The organism is Streptomyces sp. NPDC102437 (genome assembly GCF_044765565.1).
GTDB lineage: Bacteria > Actinomycetota > Actinomycetes > Streptomycetales > Streptomycetaceae > Streptomyces.
In genome coordinates, this window is sequence record NZ_JBIWKI010000005.1 from 71,636 (window position 1) to 89,880 (window position 18,245).

The 18,245-nt window shown below is 71.1% G+C and carries 21 protein-coding genes; 14 read left to right on the forward strand and 7 right to left on the reverse strand.

Annotation, left to right across the window (positions count from 1 at the left end):
* Nucleotides 1-61 precede the first annotated feature (61 nt).
* From ACIRJP_RS08550 to ACIRJP_RS08570, 5 genes are all read left to right on the forward strand, one after another.
* On the forward strand, nucleotides 62-517 hold the full coding sequence (locus ACIRJP_RS08550; protein WP_404169924.1) for a carboxymuconolactone decarboxylase family protein: 456 nt from the start codon (nucleotides 62-64) through the stop codon (nucleotides 515-517).
* Nucleotides 518-581: 64 nt separating this feature from the next.
* Entirely contained in the window at nucleotides 582-992 is a 411-nt protein-coding gene (gene crcB, locus ACIRJP_RS08555) for a fluoride efflux transporter CrcB (protein WP_404169926.1), read from the forward strand.
* Complete coding sequence (locus tag ACIRJP_RS08560) at nucleotides 989-1,357, forward strand: DUF190 domain-containing protein (protein WP_404169928.1); 369 nt, start codon at nucleotides 989-991, stop codon at nucleotides 1,355-1,357. Before crcB (ACIRJP_RS08555) ends, ACIRJP_RS08560 begins: the two co-directional genes overlap by 4 nt.
* A complete protein-coding gene (gene crcB / locus ACIRJP_RS08565) occupies nucleotides 1,354-1,728 on the forward strand; it encodes a fluoride efflux transporter CrcB (RefSeq protein WP_404169931.1) in 375 nt (124 codons plus the stop codon). The genes ACIRJP_RS08560 and crcB (ACIRJP_RS08565) overlap by 4 nt, the downstream gene beginning before the upstream one ends.
* Before the next feature lie 316 nt (nucleotides 1,729-2,044).
* Nucleotides 2,045-2,809 carry an SDR family oxidoreductase gene (locus ACIRJP_RS08570; protein WP_404169933.1) on the forward strand — a complete coding sequence of 255 codons (765 nt, stop codon included), beginning with the start codon at nucleotides 2,045-2,047 and terminating at the stop codon, nucleotides 2,807-2,809.
* 100 nt (nucleotides 2,810-2,909) lie between these two features.
* Here the strand turns inward: ACIRJP_RS08570 and ACIRJP_RS08575 are convergent, their stop codons facing one another.
* Together ACIRJP_RS08575 and ACIRJP_RS08580 are read right to left on the reverse strand one after the other, a co-directional pair.
* A complete protein-coding gene (locus tag ACIRJP_RS08575; RefSeq protein WP_404169936.1) occupies nucleotides 2,910-4,364 on the reverse strand; it encodes a DEAD/DEAH box helicase in 1,455 nt (484 codons plus the stop codon).
* 259 nt (nucleotides 4,365-4,623) lie between these two features.
* On the reverse strand, nucleotides 4,624-4,827 hold the full coding sequence (locus tag ACIRJP_RS08580; RefSeq protein WP_093547863.1) for a cold-shock protein: 204 nt from the start codon (nucleotides 4,825-4,827) through the stop codon (nucleotides 4,624-4,626).
* 735 nt (nucleotides 4,828-5,562) lie between these two features.
* On the opposite strand from ACIRJP_RS08580, the gene ACIRJP_RS08585 reads away from it, so the two are divergent.
* Genes ACIRJP_RS08585 through ACIRJP_RS08605 form a run of 5 tightly spaced genes read left to right on the forward strand, consistent with a single transcriptional unit; the run spans nucleotide 5,563 to nucleotide 9,535 of the window.
* A complete protein-coding gene (locus ACIRJP_RS08585) occupies nucleotides 5,563-6,024 on the forward strand; it encodes a hypothetical protein (protein WP_404169939.1) in 462 nt (153 codons plus the stop codon).
* A gap of 6 nt (nucleotides 6,025-6,030) precedes the next feature.
* Nucleotides 6,031-6,651, forward strand: a complete 621-nt coding sequence (locus ACIRJP_RS08590; protein ID WP_404169942.1) for a toxin — start codon at nucleotides 6,031-6,033, stop codon at nucleotides 6,649-6,651.
* A gap of 46 nt (nucleotides 6,652-6,697) precedes the next feature.
* Entirely contained in the window at nucleotides 6,698-8,014 is a 1,317-nt protein-coding gene (locus ACIRJP_RS08595; RefSeq protein ID WP_404169945.1) for an MAB_1171c family putative transporter, read from the forward strand.
* Entirely contained in the window at nucleotides 8,011-8,643 is a 633-nt protein-coding gene (locus ACIRJP_RS08600; protein ID WP_404169948.1) for a hypothetical protein, read from the forward strand. The genes ACIRJP_RS08595 and ACIRJP_RS08600 overlap by 4 nt, the downstream gene beginning before the upstream one ends.
* 43 nt (nucleotides 8,644-8,686) lie before the next feature.
* Complete coding sequence (locus tag ACIRJP_RS08605) at nucleotides 8,687-9,535, forward strand: GNAT family N-acetyltransferase (protein WP_404169951.1); 849 nt, start codon at nucleotides 8,687-8,689, stop codon at nucleotides 9,533-9,535.
* Between the two features lie 20 nt (nucleotides 9,536-9,555).
* Here ACIRJP_RS08605 and ACIRJP_RS08610 read toward each other — a convergent pair whose 3' ends face one another.
* The 3 genes from ACIRJP_RS08610 to ACIRJP_RS08620 all read right to left on the reverse strand — a co-directional run bounded on the left by ACIRJP_RS08610 (nucleotide 9,556) and on the right by ACIRJP_RS08620 (nucleotide 12,599).
* Complete coding sequence (locus ACIRJP_RS08610) at nucleotides 9,556-11,352, reverse strand: SpoIIE family protein phosphatase (RefSeq protein WP_404170438.1); 1,797 nt, start codon at nucleotides 11,350-11,352, stop codon at nucleotides 9,556-9,558.
* Between the two features lie 181 nt (nucleotides 11,353-11,533).
* Nucleotides 11,534-11,806, reverse strand: coding sequence for a DUF1876 domain-containing protein (locus ACIRJP_RS08615; RefSeq protein WP_404169954.1), 273 nt, complete (start codon nucleotides 11,804-11,806; stop codon nucleotides 11,534-11,536).
* Nucleotides 11,807-11,888: 82 nt separating this feature from the next.
* Entirely contained in the window at nucleotides 11,889-12,599 is a 711-nt protein-coding gene (locus tag ACIRJP_RS08620) for an alpha/beta hydrolase (protein ID WP_404169957.1), read from the reverse strand.
* Nucleotides 12,600-12,696: 97 nt separating this feature from the next.
* Between ACIRJP_RS08620 and ACIRJP_RS08625 the strand changes: the two genes are divergently transcribed.
* From ACIRJP_RS08625 to ACIRJP_RS08635, 3 genes are all read left to right on the forward strand, one after another.
* Nucleotides 12,697-13,191, forward strand: a complete 495-nt coding sequence (locus ACIRJP_RS08625; RefSeq protein WP_404169960.1) for a peroxiredoxin family protein — start codon at nucleotides 12,697-12,699, stop codon at nucleotides 13,189-13,191.
* Between the two features lie 105 nt (nucleotides 13,192-13,296).
* Entirely contained in the window at nucleotides 13,297-13,806 is a 510-nt protein-coding gene (locus ACIRJP_RS08630; protein ID WP_404170441.1) for a hypothetical protein, read from the forward strand.
* Between the two features lie 101 nt (nucleotides 13,807-13,907).
* Nucleotides 13,908-15,368: a flotillin family protein gene (locus tag ACIRJP_RS08635; RefSeq protein ID WP_404169963.1), complete on the forward strand. Its 1,461-nt coding sequence runs from the start codon at nucleotides 13,908-13,910 to the stop codon at nucleotides 15,366-15,368.
* Between the two features lie 71 nt (nucleotides 15,369-15,439).
* Here ACIRJP_RS08635 and ACIRJP_RS08640 read toward each other — a convergent pair whose 3' ends face one another.
* Both ACIRJP_RS08640 and ACIRJP_RS08645 read right to left on the reverse strand, forming a co-directional pair.
* Complete coding sequence (locus ACIRJP_RS08640) at nucleotides 15,440-15,835, reverse strand: nitroreductase/quinone reductase family protein (protein ID WP_404169966.1); 396 nt, start codon at nucleotides 15,833-15,835, stop codon at nucleotides 15,440-15,442.
* Between the two features lie 62 nt (nucleotides 15,836-15,897).
* Nucleotides 15,898-16,944, reverse strand: a complete 1,047-nt coding sequence (locus ACIRJP_RS08645; RefSeq protein ID WP_404169969.1) for a hypothetical protein — start codon at nucleotides 16,942-16,944, stop codon at nucleotides 15,898-15,900.
* Nucleotides 16,945-17,279: 335 nt separating this feature from the next.
* Here ACIRJP_RS08645 and ACIRJP_RS08650 point away from each other — a divergent pair, with 335 nt between their 5' ends.
* Nucleotides 17,280-18,059 (forward strand): polysaccharide deacetylase family protein, encoded by a 780-nt coding sequence (locus tag ACIRJP_RS08650; protein WP_404169972.1) that lies wholly within the window; start codon nucleotides 17,280-17,282, stop codon nucleotides 18,057-18,059.
* The last annotated feature ends 186 nt before the right edge of the window (nucleotides 18,060-18,245 follow it).

Sequence of the window (18,245 nt, forward strand, 5' to 3'; positions counted from 1 at the left end):
GCGGCAATAACGCCACCGCGAACGCAGCCGCGACCGTGACGGACAGCGAGGGAGAGACATCATGCAGGCACGTATCGAGAACCCGGCCGAGATCATTCCCGAGGCCCTGCCGCCCGTACTGGGCCTGGTCAAGGCCATCAGCAAGGGCGGGCTGCCGGAGACCACGCTCGAACTGGTCGGTCTGCGGGTCAGCCAGATCAACGGCTGCACCTTCTGCGTCGACGGGCACGTACGCAACGCCAGGAAGGCCGGGGAGAGCGACGAGCGGCTGTTCGCCGTGTCGGCCTGGAGCGACGCGCCGTACTTCACCGACGCCGAGCGTGCCGCGCTGGCGCTCGCGGAGCACGCGACCCGGCTCAGCGACCGCTCCGATCCGGTGCCGGACGCCATCTGGGACGAGGCCGCCCGCCACTTCGACGAGAAGCAGCTCTCCGCGCTGGTGCTCGCGATCGGTCTGACGAACCTGTTCAACCGCATCAACGTGACCACCAAGCAGCCCCCGGGCAAGACCTGGTAGGCCACGCGCCGGGCGCACCCCCGGGCGATAGCCTGGGGGTGCAGCAGGCAGGAGAAAAGTGCCCATGGGAACCCCGAACCCGCAAGGTTCCGTCGTCGCGGTGATCGCGCTCGGCGGTGCGATCGGGGCGTCCGCCCGCTACGGGGCCGCGCTGATCTGGCCCACCGCCCCGGGCGGCTTCCCGTGGACGACGCTGCTCGTGAACGCCGTCGGATGTGCGGTGATCGGCGTCTTCATGGTCGTGATCAGCGAGGCGTGGACGGCACACCGGCTGGTACGGCCGTTCTTCGGTACGGGGGTACTCGGCGGGTTCACCACGTTCTCGACGTACGCGGTGGACATCCAGCGCCTGCTCGACGGCGGCCGGCTCCGTGCCGGTCTGGGGTATCTGGGACTGACACTGTTCGCGGCTCTCGCGGCGGTGTGGAGTGCGGTGTGGGCGACCCGCCGCGTGCTGGCCTGGAGGCAGTCATGACGACGCCGGGGACGGAACGGGGCCTGCGCCTCACGGTTCTCGTGGGCGAGTCCGACGGGTGGCACCACCGGCCGGTCTTCACGGAGATCGTGCACCGGGCGCACCTGGCCGGGCTGTCCGGCGCCAGCGTGTTCCGGGGCATCGAGGGCTTCGGCACGTCGTCGATGATCCACACGCAGCGGCTGCTCTCGCTGAGCGAGGACCTGCCGGTGGCGGTCGTGATCGTGGACACCGAGGCACGGATCAGGGCGTTCCTGCCGCTCATCGGGGAACTGGTCGCGGGCGACGGAGTGGCCTTCCTGGACGAGTGCGAGGTCGTGCGCTTCGGCGACGAACAGGAGCAGGAGCGGGAGCGGGGCCGTTGAACTGGCTGCTGGTGATCGTCGGAGCGGCGGTCGGGGCTCCGTTGCGGTATCTGACCGACCGGGCGGTGCAGTCCCGGCACGACAGCGTCTTCCCGTGGGGGACGTTCACGATCAATGTGTCGGGTTCGCTGATCCTGGGCCTGCTGACCGGCGCGGTGGCGGCCGGCGCCGCCTCCTCGCATCTGCAACTGCTGATCGGCACGGGGCTGTGCGGGGCGCTCACCACGTACTCGACGTTCAGCTACGAGACGCTGCGGCTGGCGGAGGACGGCGCGAAGTCCTACGCGTTGGCCAATGTCGTGGGGAGCGTCGCGGCGGGAATGGGCGCGGCGTTCGCCGGGGTCGCACTGGCGCGGGCGCTCTGGTCGTAAGAGCTGTGGCCCTGCGGTCGGCGTCCCCTGCCACCGCAATGCGAGACGGTGGCAGGGGAACGCCGTTGGGGAGGAACCGTCGCCGAGCGCCGGGCGATTCAACCCGTTTCGCGCGGACAGCGGCCCGTCAGACGCCGACGCTAGGCAACCGCCGGCGCCCCGCACCGGGCACCACGCCGGTGCCGTCGCCCGGCGCCACTCCAACAGCAGGCACCGCGCCGCCCCCGGCCCCGTACCGCCCTTGATCCACCGGCGCCCGCGGTGATTCGCTGCGTGAAGCACCGCATGATCCGCGAGCGAAGTGAGAGGCCCTCCAGTGCCGGACAGCAGCACCACCGTTCCGTCTCGCCCCGTCACCGTCGTCACCGGCGGCAGCCGGGGGATCGGCGCCGCGACCTGTATCCGTCTGGCGAGGGACGGGCATGACCTCGCGCTGGGCTTCGTGAGCAACGCCGAGGCCGCCGAGCGGACCGCGGCGGCGGTACGGGCCGCCGGGGCGCGCTGCGTCACCGTGCGGGTGGACACCGCCGAGGAGGCCGAGGTGGAACGGCTCTTCGACACGGCGGCCGAGCAGCTCGGGCGCGTGACCGGGCTGGTCAACAACGCGGGGGTGACGGGCCCGCTCGGGCGGCTCGCCGACACCTCCGCCGAGACGCTGCGCCGCGTCGTGGACGTGAACCTCCTCGGCTACCTGCTGTGCTGCCGCCGGGCCGCGAAGGACATGGCGGCCGGCGGGGCGGGCGCGATCGTCAATGTCTCATCGGCCGCCGCCACCCTCGGCAGCCCCGGTGACTTCGTCCACTACGCCGCCACGAAGGCGGCGACGGACGCGCTGACGATCGGGCTCTCCAAGGAGCTGGGGCCCGACGGCATCCGGGTCAACGCGGTCGCCCCCGGCATGATCGACACCGATATGCACGCCACGGCGGGCGATCCCGGCCGCGCGGACGCGGCCGTCCCCGGAATCCCGCTCGGCCGCGTCGGATCCGCCCCGGAGATCGCGGCCGCCATCGCCTGGCTGCTGTCCGGCGAGGCGTCCTACGTGACCGGGACGGTCCTGCGGGTCGCGGGCGGCCGGTAGCGGGGCGCGGACCGGGCGGCGCCGGCAGCGGGGCCGCCCTGCCCGGCGGCAGGACGTCGCGCGCGTTACCCGCCGCACCGGACGTCCCGGCCGGCGCGCGCTACCCGCCTCGGTTGGCGCGGCGCTGCTTCGCGGCGGCGCGTGCCTCCGCGGTGGGCTGGTCGGAGCGGCGGGACCGGCCCGCCTTCGCAGGGGCGTTGCCCTGGCCCCGGAAGGGCACGCGCCTGGGGCGTTCCGTCGCCGGTGGTGCGCTGCCGTCGACGGGCATCCCCGAGGGCTTCCGCGCGCCGGTGATCCGGCTCAGTTCGGCCTCGCCCGAGCGGACCTGGGCGATCTTCGGGGTGATCCCGGCGTCGGCCATCAGCCGGGTCATCTCCCGGCGCTGTCCCGGCAGCACCAGCGTGACGACGCTGCCGGACTCCCCGGCACGGGCGGTACGGCCGCCGCGGTGCAGGTAGTCCTTGTGGTCGCTCGGCGGATCGACGTTGACGACCAGGTCCAGGTTGTCGATGTGGATGCCGCGCGCCGCGACGTTCGTCGCGACCAGCACCGTGACCTGCCCGTTCTTGAACCGGTCCAGGGTGCGGGTGCGCTGCGGCTGGGACTTTCCGCCGTGCAGCGCGGCGGCCCGCACCCCGCTGCCGAGCAGATGGTCGGTGAGCTTGTCCACGGCGTGCTTGGTGTCCAGGAACATGAGCACCCGGCCGTCGCGGGCCGCGATCTCGGTCGTGGTGGCGTACTTGTCCGCGCCCTGCACGTAGAGGACGTGGTGTTCCATCGTCGTCACGGCACCGGCCGCCGGGTCGACCGAGTGGACCACCGGGTCGTGCAGGTAGTTGCGTACGAGCAGGTCGACGTTACGGTCCAGGGTCGCCGAGAACAGCATCCGCTGGCCCTGCGGCAGCACCTGGTCGAGCAGTTCGGTGACCTGCGGCATGAACCCCATGTCGCACATCTGGTCGGCCTCGTCGAGAACGGTGACGGAGACCCGGTCCAGCCGGCAGTCGCGGCGCTCGACGAGGTCCTTGAGCCGGCCCGGGGTGGCGACGACGACCTCGGCGCCGCCGCGCAGCGCGGTGGCCTGCCGGCCGATCGACATGCCGCCGACGACGGTGGCCATCCGCAGCTTCAGCGCGCGGGCGTACGGGGTGAGTGCGTCGGTGACCTGCTGGGCCAGTTCCCGGGTGGGGACGAGGACCAGGGCCAGCGGGCGGCGGGCGTCGGCCCGGTTGCCCGCGATCCGGGCCAGCAGGGCCAGGCCGAAGGCGAGCGTCTTGCCGGAGCCGGTCCGGCCACGGCCCAGCACGTCGCGCCCCGCGAGCGAATTCGGCAGGGTGGCCGCCTGGATCGGGAACGGCGTGGTGACGCCCTCGGCGGTGAGCGCCGACCGCAGCGCCTCGGGCAGGTCCAGCTCGGCGAAGGCCGAAATTGCGGGCAGCGCCGGGGTGATGGTCTTCGGCGCCGCGAACTCCCCCTGCACGGGGGCGGGCCTGCGGCTGCCGGAACGGGGACGGAAATATCGGTCGTTCGAACGTGCTGTGCGGTCGCGGTCCATACGGAACCCTTCCTCGACAGGGCGCGTATCGAGGAATTCGCTGCGGCGGCGGGCGGCGCAGGAATCGCAAGAACGGGCCATTGACAAGCCTGGACTGGGACAGGCCCTGAGCCCGGCTGCGAAAAAGAGCCGCGCCCGGAGTGGCCCGGAACGGCTCGGGCGGGCGCCGGACGGCGCGGACGACAGCGAACCGGGGCCCGCACCCTCAGGTGCGGGCCCCGATCGTGCAAGTCGTCACAGCGCGTCGGCGCCGGAGCGATCAGGCCGGGGTGATGTTCTCCGCCTGCGGGCCCTTCTGGCCCTGCGTGACATCGAAGTTGACCCGCTGGCCTTCCTGGAGCTCACGGAAGCCGGTGGCCGCGATGTTCGAGTAGTGGGCGAAGACATCGGGGCCGCCGCCGTCCTGCTCGATGAAACCGAAGCCCTTCTCCGCGTTGAACCACTTGACGGTGCCAGTAGCCATATTTCGTCTCCTTCATGGGGGGCAGTTCTCGGGGATCCGCGTGGCGCGGACCCCACGTCGCCGCGATGATTACCCCATCCGGAAAAAGCACCGGAAAACACAGCAGGACAACCCTCGGCACATGGACCGAGGGTTGCACTTGGAGTCTTCGGGAACCACAACTGCAACTGCTTCCAGAATAACACGGCGGGAGCAAGCGCACAGGAAAAGTAATTCCGGTCCGCCGGATTCGAATTAAAATCGCGCGGAATTCACTTCCGCCGCAAATCAAAATTCACGCGACCGGTCCGGACACTCGCGATCCCGCCACCGGACCCCGCACCGACCCCTCCCCCGGCCCCTCATCCGACCCCCATCCCGGACACGCCGCTCCGGAGGACAGTTGATGACGGCCTGACCAGCAGTCATAATGCACGTGTAGCCCTTCACGCATCCCCCGTCGTGAAGGGCTACACCCATGCCCGCACATCATGCATGCGTGCGTCATGCACCTTTTGTCCGTGGTGAATTCACACGGAACCCGTCGATTTCACGAGCAGGGGACTCCCCTCGTGGTCCCCTGCTCGTGTTTTTTCGAGTTAACAGTGACGTTGCGTGTTTACGCAAGTCCGTTCCCGTACCGCGCCCACCGTGCTGAGAACGAGGCGTCAGGGTTCGTTACAGTACGAGCCCGTTGACCGAATCAACGATCGTGAAGAACCTCGATCGCACGGGAGCGGATACGTGGGGGGCCGGATGGACAGCGCCGAGGAACGCACGCCGGAGCTGCGGACGTTGCAGCAGAAGGTCGAATACATGGTGGAGAAGACCTTCCCCGGCCAGAAGATCTCGGGGCGTTTCTTCGCCGATCTGGTCAAGGAACGCGGCGGCTCCCTCTCGCACAGCTACTTCTCCAACATCCTGGCCGGCAAGGTCACCCAGCCCTCCGAGGACATCCTCAAGGCGCTCGGCCTGGGCTTCGGCGTGGACTGGCGGTTCTTCAAGGAGGAGTCCGAGGTGGTCGACGACGTGGTCGCCGGGCTCCAGTTCCTCGCGATGCGGCGTACGGGGGAGATCAGCGGAGTGGCCGGGCGCGGCCTCGACGAGGACGGTCTCCCGCCGGAGCTGCTGCAGTTCGCGCTCTCGCTGCTGGAGGACGCCAAGGGCCGGCAGGGCCCGGCCGAAGGCGGCGGCGTCCACGGCGAGCCGGAGAAGTAGATCTCCATGTCGCTGCGCGAACTACGAAAGGAGTGCGAGGCCGGGCTCGCCGACCTGCCCATCCCCGCGCCCTTCTCCATCGACGCACTGGTGGCGAACATGGAAGCGGCCCGCGGCCGCACCATCGTGCTGCACGAGATGCCCGACCGGCTGGCCCGGGTCAACGCTGCCTGCGGGCTGCGGCTGAAGACCGGCGGGACCAGCTTCGTGCTCTACCGCCGCCGGCCGACCGCGTACCAGACCCAGCACGTCATCCTGCACGAGCTGTGCCACGAGTGGTTCGACCACGGCACCTCCCTCGACGCGGAGCAACTGCGGCGCCTGCTGCCGGTCTTCGACACCTCGCTGATCAGCAGGGTCCTCGGGACCGAGCCCCCGCCGTCACCACCGTCCCCGACGTCACCGGTCGCCGCCGAGATCGTGGACGCGCTCCGGTCGGGGGACGGCGCCGTGCAGGCCCGCGCGCAGTACGACACCCACGACGAGCGCATGGCCGAGTTCGGCGCCTCGCTCATTCCCCGCATGGCCATGGACGTGACGAGCGACGACATGGTGGGCCGGCTGGCCAACTCCCTGTCCCGCCCGGTCGCCACCAACCGCCGTCGCGGCCTGTTCCGCCGCTCCTGAACACCGCACACTCCCCCGTCCCCCTCCCCACCCCGAGGACTCCGCCGTGACCCCGCTCGACCTCGCCGGCTATCTCGTGGCCGTCCTGATGACGGCCGTCGCCCTGTGGCGCATGCCCGCCGCCCTGTGGGGCGACGAAGAAGACAAGCGCCGCCGGGCCCTGTGGGGCTGCTACGCGGGCTTCGCCGCCGCCCTGTGGACCAAGACGCAGGCTGTACGCATCGCGCTCAACGACAGCGCCGTCACCGACCTCGCCGTCCTGATCAAGCACTACACGGCGACGATCGCGATCCTGGCGATCCTCAGCTACATCGTCGCGATCTACGGCCGGTACCCCGACGGCGGCGCCGTCCCGCGCCACGTACGGTTCGCCCGCGCCATCCAGCAGGTGGCGGCCAAGGCGTCGATCGCCACGCTGATCCTGCTGACGGTGCTGTTCTTCACGGTCGTCGACCGCTCCGTCCCCTCGGACCGCTTCGTCGCCGACCACGCGGGACAGTGGGGTGCCACGCTGTACATGAGCGTGTTCTACCTCTACCTCGGTGCCGCGTCCGCAGTCTGCGCGTACCAGTGGGCGCTGGCCACCGCCGGTGCCGGGCTGCGTCATCTGCGGGTGGGCCTCGGGATGATGACGTTCGCGATGTTCATCGGGGTCGGCTATACCGTCAGCCGGACCCTGTTCCTGTGGGTCAGCGTCATCGACAACCCGAGCGAGTCCTTCGCGCTCCGCTTCGACGAGATCACCGAGGCCGCGCAGGTGGTGCTGTTCGCCTTCTTCGCCGTGGGCGCCTCCATCCCCGCCCTCAGCAAAGGGCAGCGCCGCGCGAAGCTCTGGCGGGCCCAGGTCAAGCTGCACGGCCTCTGGCGCGAGCTGATGACCGCGTTCCCCGAGCAGCCCTTCGACCCCCCGGCCTCGCTGGCCCGCGAGCTCACCCGCTTCGACACCCCCGCGGACCTGCGCATCGACCGCTGGGCCGCCGACATCGCGGACGCGGTGGAGAAGCTGCGCCACTACGTGCCCGACACCCTGCTCCCGGCCGCGAAGGACGCCGCCGCGGCTGACGGCGTCACGGACGCGGAGCGGGCTGGCCCGCTCGCCGAGGCGTACTGGATCAAGGCGGCGCTCACCGCGAAGAACGGCGGGGCGTCCGCCTCCACCGCCGCGGCGGTCGAGACCCAGCACGCCACCGACCAGGACGGCGAGGTGGCCTGGCTGGTCCGGGTCGCCACCGCCTACCGGACGGTCCCGCAGGACCGGGCTGCGCAGGTACTTGCGGCCACCCTGCCCGCCGCCGTACCCGGCCCGTCCGCCGCAACCGCGACCGCAACGCCCCGCACGGCCTCCACCGAGGAGACAGCATGACCTCCACCGACACCCCTGGCCCCACCGGCACCCCCGCCACCACCGACACCCCTGCGCCACCGGACAACGCCGCCGCGCGCACCGTTACCGATGTCTTCCAGCCCCGCAACGTCCTGCTGATCGGCATGCTCGGCATCGGCCTGGCCGCCGCCGGACACTGGACCGGCCTGCTCTGGGGATTCCTCGGCGCCCTGTGCGCGGGCCTCATACCCGCCGGGTACATCGAATGGGAGCGCGGACGCGGCACCTGGGGCGACCGCCATGTCGTCGACCGCACCAAGCGGGCGCCGATCTTCTTCGTCATCCTCGGCTCCATCGGCACCGGTTCGGTGGTGATGGTGCTGGGCCACGCCCCCACCGGCATCCTCGCGGCGATGCTCGCCCTCTGGGCGATGACCGTGGTGCTGCTGGCCGTCAACACCGTCTGGAAGATCTCGGTGGACGCCGCGGTCGCCTCGGCGGTCGTCGCCCTGCTCGCCGCGGTCCACTCTCCGTGGTGGCTGCTCGGCTACCTGATGACGGTCGCCGTGTGCTGGTCGCGGGTCGCGCTCGGCTACCACTCGATGGCCCAGACGGCCGCTGGAGGGGCGCTGGGGGCCGCGACGGCGGGCGCGTTCCTGTTTGTCTGATTCCTCCGTTGAAACAGTGGATCAGGCGGGTACAGGTGCCCCCGTGCCGAACTTCGAGATCACCAACGCAAGCGCCGACGACCTGACGATGCTGGCCGAATGGGCCCACGAGGAGAGCTGGAACCCCGGGCTGACCGACCGTCACGCCTTCTTCGCCGCCGATCCGCGCGGCTTCCTGATCGGCCGGCTCGACGGGGAACCGGTCTCCTGCGTCTCCGTGGTCCGTTACGGCACCGGCTTCGGCTTCCTCGGCTTCTACCTCACCCGCCCACGTCTGCGCGGCCAGGGGTACGGCATCCAGCTCTGGCGGGCCGGCATGGCACGGCTGGACGGGCGCAACGTCGGCCTCGACGGGGTGGTGGCCCAGCAGCCCAACTACCGCAAGTCCGGCTTCCGTTCCGCGTGGACGAACATGCGCTACGAGGGCCTGCCGCCCGCCGGTCCGCCCGCCCCGGCCGGTACGGAGCTGGTCGACGGCCGCTCCGTACCCTTCGACCGGCTCGCCGCCTACGACCGCCGCTTCTTCCCGGCCGACCGCGACAGCTTCCTCGCGCCGTGGATCGCCCACCCCACCCGTACCTCGCTCGCCGCCGTCCGCGACGGGGAGTTGTGCGGCCTGGCCGTGCTGCGGCCCTGCCGTACGTCCTCCCGGATCGGCCCCGTGTACGCCAAATCGCCCGAGGTGGCCGGGGCCCTGGTCAGTGCGCTGGCGGCGGCCGACCCCGGTGTGCCGGTCGCGGTCGACGTGCCGGACGTCAACCCGGCGGCCGTGCGCCTGGCCGAACAGCTGGGCCTCACCCCGTCGTTCGAGACCGCCCGGATGTACACGGGACCGGCGCCGGACATCGACCACGGCGGGCTTTTCGGCATCACCAGCCTGGAACTGGGCTGACGCGCCCCGTCCGAACGGCGTCAGGAGGTACCGAGCAGCTCCGGCTCCGGATCCGGCTCCGGTTCCGGTTCCGGCTTCCGGCCCGGGCCGGTGCCGGACGCTTCCCGCTCCGGTTTCCGGCCCGGGTCCGGCTGCGGCTTCAGGCACCGGGCGCGGGAGGCCATCACCGCTATGTCGTCCTCGGCCCCCGGGCCGAACCGTTCGAGGACGTCGTCCAGCAGGTCCTCCAGGCTGCCGTCGGCCGACAGGGTCAGCTCCTTCAGCCGGCCGACCGAGGCATCGATGTCCTCACCGCGCCGCTCGACCAGCCCGTCCGTGTACAGGAACAGCACCGTGCCCGGGTCGAACTCCACCAGCGTCGTCCGGTACCCGCCGAACCCGGTGCCGAGCGGCGGCCCCACCGTCATCTCGTCGCACACCCTGGCGCCCGCCCGCGGATCGATCAGCACGAGCGGCAGATGCCCGGCGCTGGCCACCTCGCACGCCCCGCCGAAGCGGTCGACGACGGCCAGCAGACAGGTCGCCGCCCGGTCGAGACCGGACCGCTCGACCAGCCGGTCCAGGCGTTCCAGGATGCGGTGCGGGGGCAGATCGTCGTCGGCGAACATCCGCAGCAGGGAGCGGTAGTGGCTCATGGCGACCGCGGCCTCCACCCCGTGCCCCATCACGTCGCCCATCGCCTTGAGATGCCGCCCGTCCCGCAGCGGGATGACGTCGAACCAGTCGCCGCCGACCAGCACGCTCCGGTCGGCCGGCAGGTAGCGGGTGGCGATCTCGATGTGCGGGTGCGGCGGGCGCGGCTCGGACAGCAGGGAGCGCTGGAGCTCCAGGGCGATGGTGTGCTCGTGGGCGTACCGGCGGGCGTGGTCGAGATCGACGGCGGCCCGTCCGGCGAGCTCCCGGGCGACCACCACGTCCTCGTCCGTGAAGACCGGTGAGTCGCCCGCCCGGATCAGGGCGAGGACGCCGAGCGGGCCGCTGCGCACGGTGACGGGCACGATGACCGCCGAGTGCATCCCGAGGGCCCGGTAGGCGGCGAGCCGTTCCGGGCCGGGGGCCGAGCGGACGAGCTGTTCGTCGGTGGTGAGGTTCTCCACCACCGGCTGGTTGGTCGCCAGGCAGCGCTGTACGGCCGCACCCTCCTGGTAGTCGATGTACTCGCCGCTCAGCCCGAAACCGGCCAGCTCGTCGCGGAGCGCGGGCACGGACCGCTGCGCCGCCCGGCGCAGCCTCAGTACACCGGGCGGTGCGGGCCGGACCGGCGGGGCGACATCGGGTGGGAACACCTCGACCGTCGCGATGTCCGCCAGCCCCGGCACGACGAGTTCGGCCAGTTCGGCACAGGTGGTGTCCATGTCGAGCGTGGTGCCGATCCGGGCGGCGGCGGTGTCGAGCAGCGTCAGATGGCGCCGGGCCTGCTCCAGCTCCCGCTGCCCCTGGTCCGAGGGCATGACCTCCAGCACGATCCCGGCCAGCCCCACGATCCGCCCGTCGATCTCCAGCCGGTGGTACGCCCCGTGCCAGTACCGCCGGACCGTGGTGGCCGCGGCCGTGAATCCGCTGGACGTGATCTCGCGGGACTTCCCGTCGGCGAGCACCGCCCGCATCATGTCCTCGCGCGCGTCGACTCCGGGCAGCACCTCGGAGACGGTGCGCCCCAGGTGCTCGGCGGCCGGGACGCCGTTGAGCCGTTCGAGGGCGGGGTTGACGTACAGATAACGCAGCGTGGTGTCGAGCACGCCCACCCCGGCCATCGTGCCGTCGACCAGTGCGGCCAGGGCGCTGGGGTCGAACGGCGCGGGGCCGTCGGCGTACATATCGGCCTGCACGTCAACCTCCTGCGACGGGCGCGGAACACCCGCGGCCCGGGCCTCAATCGTCAGCCGCCCGGCCCTGCCGCGCATCCGCAGCCGGGCGTCCCTGTTCCCGCCGTCGGTATCCGTGCGGGCCGGGGTCACGCGCGCCCCGGCCCCCGCACCATGCGCCCCGGTCCCCGCGTCAGCTGAGCGGGTGCGAGGTCCGGCCGGAAGCCTCGTCGATCTCGTCGTGTGCCTTCGTCAGCATCTTCATCGCCAGTTCGTTGAGCGCTCTGGCGCCCGCGATCTCCTCGCCCACTCTCGGCTGGTTCTTGTCGGAAGGATGGCGGCTCGCGTATCCGTGGGCCCGCACCTCGCTCCCGTCCGGAAGCCGCACCAGGGCGGCCGCGCGGGTGCGGTGGGTGTCCTCGTCGAATTCGAGCTCGATGTGCCATCCGACGGTTGTCATCACCATGACGATCACCTCCCTACCAGGGTGCGCCCGTTCCCCCGCCTCTGCACCACGGCGCCAGGGGAGTGTCCGCGGGCGCGCCCCGTCACGCCCCGAGCAGGTCCAGGTCGAGGGTGCCGTCCACCGCCGGGGCGTCCGACGGCAGCGCGAGGGCGGCCCCGACCGGCCCGGGTAGCGGGCCCAGCCCCAGCAGCCCGGCGACGATCCGGGCCGTCAGCGCGTGCCACCGTCCGGCGCGCCGGAGCATCGCGTGGTCGCTGCCCCTGATCGCCACCAGGCAGGAGCGGGCACCGGCCGGCCGGGCACGGGCGGTGAGGCGCTGGGAGGCGCGGGGGCTGGTGATCCGGTCCCGGGTGCTGTGCAGCAGGACGATGTCGCGGCCCGCCAGCTGGTCGACCGGGTCGTCGTCCGGACACCACGGGGCGAGACCGACCACCCCGCGCACCAGCGGATGCCCGGCCGCGCGGAGGGCGGCGCGGGCGCCCATCGAGTGGCCGACCAGGACCACGGGGATCTCCCCCGCCTCGCGGCGCAGCGCGTCCAGGGCGCGTACGGCGTCGTGCAGCGGGTCCTCGCGGGGACCGTTCCAGCCCCGGTGGGCGTAGCGGGCGGTACGTACGAGAACGTCTCCGGGGCAGTCGCCCGTCGCCCCGGCGATGGACCGGGCGAACGGGCGCATCCGTACGGCGGGCAGGTTCAGCGGACCGGGCGGCGGCGCGGCCAGCCCGGTCTCCGCCCCGCCGTGCAGCAGGAGCACGGCCGCGGACGGGCAGCGCGCGGACGGCGGTCGTGCCATTGCCTACCTCCTGGTGCGGGAGCCGGACCCGTACCGAGCATGCTGTACGGACACGCTCACGGAAAACCCGGCAGCGCCGGACCACGGAGGAAACGAAATGGGATCGTCACCGCAACTCGGCCTGTCCGCCCCGGACTTCACCCTGCCGGGCGGTCTGCTCACCGGCGAGGAGGGCGAGGAGTTCGAACGCCGCGACTACACCCTCTCCGAGGCGCGCGGCCGGTCCGTGGTCCTCGCGTTCTACCCAGGTGACAACACGGCCGTCTGCACCAAGCAGCTCTGCTCGTACTCCTCGGGTCTGGAAGCCTTCGGCGAGCTCGACGCGGAGGTCTGGGCGATCAGTCCACAGGGTGTGGACAGCCATGAGTCGTTCGCCCGCGCCCACGGCCTGCGGATGCCGCTGCTCGCGGACACCGGACGGGAGACCGCCCGCGCGTACGGCGTCGCGGCGCCCGGGATCGGGGTGCGCCGGTCGGTGTTCCTCATCGGGCCCGACGGGGTGCTGCGCTGGAAGCACGTCGCGCTGCTCGGCGCCACGTTCCAGTCGGCGGCCAAACTGACCGAGCAGCTCTCCGGCATCAAGAACGGGTAAAAGTCTGCCGGAAACCGGCAGTACCCACTGCCGGGCAATCGTGGGATCATCCAGCCAGTTCGACGGAAATACTCGGGGGATTTCGAAGATCGGGGGGTGAACCGCGTGACCCTGTTGCTCGGTCTCGGCATTGCGGGAATCGTTCTGCTCGTCGTCTCCCTGATCTTCGACGGAATCTTCGAAGGGCTCTTCGGGGGCGTGCTGAGCGGCTTCTTCGACGGTCTCCTGTCCCTTCCCGTCATCGCCGGATTCTTCTCGATGCTCGGATTCACAGGCGCGATCGTGCTCGGCACCACCGGGCTCGGCACGGTCGCCGCGATCGCTGCCGGAGCCCTGGCCGGGATCGTGGCGGCCTCGCTGACCTGGAAGTTGAGCAAGGCGCTGATGCGGGACCAGACCGACGCCACCCCACGCGGCGACGACCTCGTCGGTACGTCCGGCTCGGTCGTCACGGCCATCCCTGCCGACGGCTACGGCGAGGTCCTGCTGCGACTCGGGGGCCAACCGGTGAAGCTCGCCGCGAAGAGTCCGGTGCCGGTCGAACGCGGCGCCGAGATCTGGGTGGAGGCCGCGCTGTCGACCACCTCGGTCGTCGTCCGCCCCGTCGAGCGCTGACCACCGCCCAACCGATACACCCGCGGTGCGCCGCACCGAACCGCGCCGTACCGCCCGACTCGAACTGCCGCCCCCTTCAGGGAGGCAGGGGGGACATCTTCATGAGCCCAGTCGTGATCTCAGTCATCGGAGTCGTCGTACTCCTGGTACTCATCGGCCTCGCCGTCATCACCCGTTACAAGGTCGCCGGGCCCAGCGAGGCGTTCATCATCACCGGACGCCGCGGCAAGAAGTCGACCGACCCGGTGACCGGCCGCACCAGCATCGACAACAGCGGCCAGAAGGTCGTGGTCGGCGGCGGAGTCTTCGTGGTCCCGTTCGTCCAGCAGAAGTTCACCCTGGACCTGTCCAGCCGGCAGATCCCGGTGTCCGTGCGCGGCGCCGTGACCCTGCGCGGCGTGAAGTCCAACCTCGACGGCGTCGCGATCGTCAAGGTGGGCGGAAGCGACGAGACGATCCGCGCCGCGGCCCAGCGCTTCCTCCAGCAGCAGGACGGCATCGTCCGCTTCACCCAGGAAGTGCTCTCCGGTGCACTGCGCGCCATCGTCGGCCGGATGTCGGTCGAGGACATCATCCGCGACCGGGCGGCGTTCGCCAGCCAGGTCGCCGAGGAGGCCGAGGCCAGCCTCTCCGGCCAGGGCCTGATCCTGGACGCCTTCCAGATCCAGGACATCACCACCGAGGGCTCCTACCTGGAGGACCTCGGCCGCCCGGAGGCCGCCCGCGCCAAGCAGGAGGCAGACATCGCCGAGGCGGTCGCCCGGCGTGCGGCCGAGCAGGCCCGGCTCAAGGCGGAGGAGGAGATCGCGATCGCGCAGCGGACCCTCTACTTGAAGCAGGCCGAGATCAAGGCGCAGACGGACGAGGCCGCCGCCCAGGCGAACGCGGCGGGTCCGCTGGCCGACGCCGCCCGCCAGCAGGACATCCTCGCCGAGCAGGAGAAGGTCGCCCAGCGCCAGGCCGCGCTGACCGACCGCGAGCTCGACACCAAGGTCCGCAAGCCCGCCGACGCCGCCCGCTACCAGGCCGAGCAGGAGGCCGAGGCCCGCCGGATCGGCCAGGTCAAGGAGGCCGAGGCGGACGCCGAGCGCTCCCGGCTGACCGGTCAGGGCGAGAAGCTGCACCGCTCGGCGCTCGCCGACGCCGTCCGCATCGAGGGCGAGGCCCAGGCGGCGGCCATCGCGGCGAAGGGTGCGGCCGAGGCCGAGGCCATGCAGAAGAAGGCGGACGCCTTCGCGCAGTACGGCGACGCGGCCGTGCTCCAGATGCTGGTCGAGGTGCTGCCGCAGGTCGTCGCCAAGGCGTCCGAGCCGCTGAGCGCCGTCGACAAGATGACCGTGATCTCGACGGACGGCGCGAGCCGGCTGTCGCGTACGGTCACCGACAATGTCGCCCAGGGCATGGAACTCCTCAGCTCCACCACGGGCGTCGACCTCGCCGCCCTGCTGAAGAACCTGAAGGGCGCGGGCCCCGTGGCCGAGGTCCCGGGCCAGCCGGAGCCCACCGCCTCGAACGCCGCCCCGAGCAGCGACCAGAACGGCAAGATCGAGATCACCGACTGATCCGGCAGACCGCCTTCGCGTGCGTGCCCGGGTGGCCACAAACCACCCGGGCACACCCATGCCCGGCCCCGTCAGCCATCGAGATCCACCCGCACCGTCAACAGCTCCGCACCCACCGCCCGCACGACAGCACTGTTGTAACGCGGCAGCGTCCTGAGCCGGGCGCGGGCGTCGTCCTGGGGCAGCGGATGCGCGATCCCGTCGTACCAGCACCCCGCGAGACGGACCCGGACCCGGGGGTCGGCCCGGATGTTGCGGATGTACTGCGACTTCTCGCCGAACTCCGAGACCAGCCAGAACTCCTGACCCACCCGCCGACCGCCGACCGGGGTACGGCGCGGCAGCCCGGAGGCCCGCCCCGTCGTCTCCAGCAGGATCTGCGACCTCGACCGTCTCGCGAGCGGGTTCACGACATGCCGCTGGAGCGACGTGACCGCCCGGAACTTCAGATCTCGAAAGCCCGCCACCGCGCGCCCCTTCCGCCCGTAGCCGCTGACGACGGTGCCAGCGACCCTACGAAGCTACGAAGCTACGCCCCCGCTGCCACCTCTGGCCCTCCTTCCCGCCGCTGCTCGCCCCCGATGATCGCCGCGATCCGCTCCCGCCACGGCAGCGGATCGGGTTCGTTCTCCATCTCGACCCGCCGGGCGGCCCAGTAGGCCCAGCTGGCCTCACGGGCACACGGCCCGCACATGGTGTCGTCCCCGACAGGGCGGAAGACGTGCTCATCGCCCTCCCCCTCGCAGACGACGAAGTCCCGCAGGGGCGGGGGCGAAGGCGCTACAGGCGGAACCGGAGCGGCGGCCACCGGCGCCGGAAGCTTCTGGACGAGCCGGTGGCGCAGGAACCCGACGGCGGACCGTACGCCGTCCCTGGGCAGCTCACTGCTCAACGCCCGTCGCAGATCCGCGGCACTGACACCACGCCGGATCCACTCCCCGGCGGCCTCGGCCAGCCCCCGAGCCTCCCGGACCCCGAGGTGCAGCTGCGGATTCGCATGCCGCAACGAGAGCAACACCCGCTCCCCCTCGACGACTTCGGGCGCTTCGAACTCTTCGTTCTCTTCGGCCGCTTCGGCCGCTTCGGTCCTTTCGGAGGGCGGGTGGGAGTAGTTCTTCCCAAGTTCTTCATCTACCGGTTCATAGCCACCGACCGCCCGGCCCTCCGGCCTGCCGACGGCCCGATGCTGCGCACCCGGACGGGAAACCGGGCCCGCGGGAGCAGACGGGGCACCACCCCCGCCGCTCCTCTCGTTCCGCACCGCGTGAGCCTGTTCAGCCGTCAGGGGCACATTCGCGAAGAGCTGGTCGGTCACCCAGAATCCGCGCTCCCCCTGCCGCTTCCACTCGTGCACGAACCCGTTCTCGATCAACTGCCCCTTGGCCTTCTGATACGCCCGCCCGGTGATCCCGAAATTCTTCGCGTGCTCACTGAGCGCCTTGTCGGCTTGATCTTCGGGAAGCCCCTGTACGTACAGGAGAAGAATCTTCGCGTCGCTGCTCAGACGCGGATGGCGCACGACGTCGTGCGAGGCCTTCGTGTAGCGCCGAGAGGGCGCGATAGCATGCCAAAGCATCCCGGTGGACTCTCTTCCACTCGTGGTGAAGGCCCTCGGAATGGTGCTGCTAACACCGCCGGGGGCCGCTCCATGCACACAGGAGCACACGGAGCGTTATGACGCGATCACGTTACCGCATGAATTCAACTCCCCGCGCCACAACCAAGAATTCACATAAAGGGCACCCCGCCCCCCAACTCCGGCACCTTCTCGCGACCGTTGGACCCCCTCCGTCTGTCGCCGATCTCCTGCGGATTCGTCCGCGATCGGTAACAGAGGCATCCCGTACAGGCATTCGTATGTCTTGATGGACGCACGGCATCGACGGAGACAGCAAAAGGGGCGGGGCGGACATGGCGAAGCACAAGGGAAGGGGATGGCACAGCCGGCTTCTGGGGGCGGCGCTCGGGGTGACGGCGCTGGCCGCTGCCACCTCGGTGTGGACCGCGCAGGCCGACACCGCCGCAGGCCAGCAGCCGAAAGCACCCGTCTCGGTGCCGGACGCCCGCCATCAGGGGCCCGTGACCAAGGTGGCGGAGGAGATCGCACACGCCTCGGACCGCGGCGAACGCGGAGTCAACATCACCATCGACGACGGACCGGACCCGAACTGGACTCCGCAGGTGCTGCAACTGCTGAAGGACAACGGCGTGAAGGCCACCTTCTGCATGGTGGGCACGCAGGCCCAGGCACACCCGGACCTCGTCAAGGCGGTCGTGGCGGACGGGCACCGGCTGTGCAACCACACGGTCTCGCACGACACCGCGATGGACTCCAAGTCCGAGGCGTACCAGTCCCAGCAGATCCTGGACGCCGAACGCATGATCACCAAGGCATCCGGCGGCGTCCGCCCCCGGTACTACCGAGCCCCGGGCGGCGCCTTCACCCCGTACAGCCGACACCTCGCCGCGTCCCGCGGAATGCGTCCGCTGGGCTGGAACGTCGACTCCAAGGACTTCGAGCGCCCCGGCGTGGACACCATGGTCGCCACCGTCAAGCGCGAGATCTCCAACGGCCCGACCGTCCTCTTCCACGACGCGGGCGGCGACCGCTCCCAGACCCTGGCCACCCTGCGCGAGATCCTGCCCTGGCTGAAGCAGCAGGGATACTCCTACGGCTTCCCGGTGCGGTGAGCAGGGCGACCCGCAGGTAGTCGACTTCTCTTCGAATGAACGGTGTGCATCGTGAAATGCGCACCGGAGCAAGGGGCATTCACGGCGTACCCCCGCAGGCCCCCGACGGCAGTTGATCTTGCCGGCGGGGGTGTCCGCTGCCCTTGGTACGCTCCGCGGATCCCACGCGCCGCCTCCCCGACGGTC

Excerpts from the sequence above, each read along its gene's own strand:
- ACIRJP_RS08575 (WP_404169936.1), bottom strand. The coding sequence starts at position 4,364 with ATGGACCGCGACCGCACAGCACGTTCGAACGACCGATATTTCCGTCCC.
- crcB (WP_404169926.1), top strand. The coding sequence starts at position 582 with ATGGGAACCCCGAACCCGCAAGGTTCCGTCGTCGCGGTGATCGCGCTC.
- ACIRJP_RS08620 (WP_404169957.1), bottom strand. The coding sequence starts at position 12,599 with ATGGCACGACCGCCGTCCGCGCGCTGCCCGTCCGCGGCCGTGCTCCTG.
- ACIRJP_RS08560 (WP_404169928.1), top strand. The coding sequence starts at position 989 with ATGACGACGCCGGGGACGGAACGGGGCCTGCGCCTCACGGTTCTCGTG.
- ACIRJP_RS08550 (WP_404169924.1), top strand. The coding sequence starts at position 62 with ATGCAGGCACGTATCGAGAACCCGGCCGAGATCATTCCCGAGGCCCTG.
- ACIRJP_RS08650 (WP_404169972.1), top strand. The coding sequence starts at position 17,280 with ATGGCGAAGCACAAGGGAAGGGGATGGCACAGCCGGCTTCTGGGGGCG.
- ACIRJP_RS08625 (WP_404169960.1), top strand. The coding sequence starts at position 12,697 with ATGGGATCGTCACCGCAACTCGGCCTGTCCGCCCCGGACTTCACCCTG.
- ACIRJP_RS08635 (WP_404169963.1), top strand. The coding sequence starts at position 13,908 with ATGAGCCCAGTCGTGATCTCAGTCATCGGAGTCGTCGTACTCCTGGTA.
- ACIRJP_RS08600 (WP_404169948.1), top strand. The coding sequence starts at position 8,011 with ATGACCTCCACCGACACCCCTGGCCCCACCGGCACCCCCGCCACCACC.
- ACIRJP_RS08590 (WP_404169942.1), top strand. The coding sequence starts at position 6,031 with ATGTCGCTGCGCGAACTACGAAAGGAGTGCGAGGCCGGGCTCGCCGAC.
- ACIRJP_RS08580 (WP_093547863.1), bottom strand. The coding sequence starts at position 4,827 with ATGGCTACTGGCACCGTCAAGTGGTTCAACGCGGAGAAGGGCTTCGGT.
- ACIRJP_RS08585 (WP_404169939.1), top strand. The coding sequence starts at position 5,563 with ATGGACAGCGCCGAGGAACGCACGCCGGAGCTGCGGACGTTGCAGCAG.
- ACIRJP_RS08615 (WP_404169954.1), bottom strand. The coding sequence starts at position 11,806 with ATGGTGATGACAACCGTCGGATGGCACATCGAGCTCGAATTCGACGAG.
- ACIRJP_RS08610 (WP_404170438.1), bottom strand. The coding sequence starts at position 11,352 with ATGTACGCCGACGGCCCCGCGCCGTTCGACCCCAGCGCCCTGGCCGCA.
- ACIRJP_RS08645 (WP_404169969.1), bottom strand. The coding sequence starts at position 16,944 with ATGCTTTGGCATGCTATCGCGCCCTCTCGGCGCTACACGAAGGCCTCG.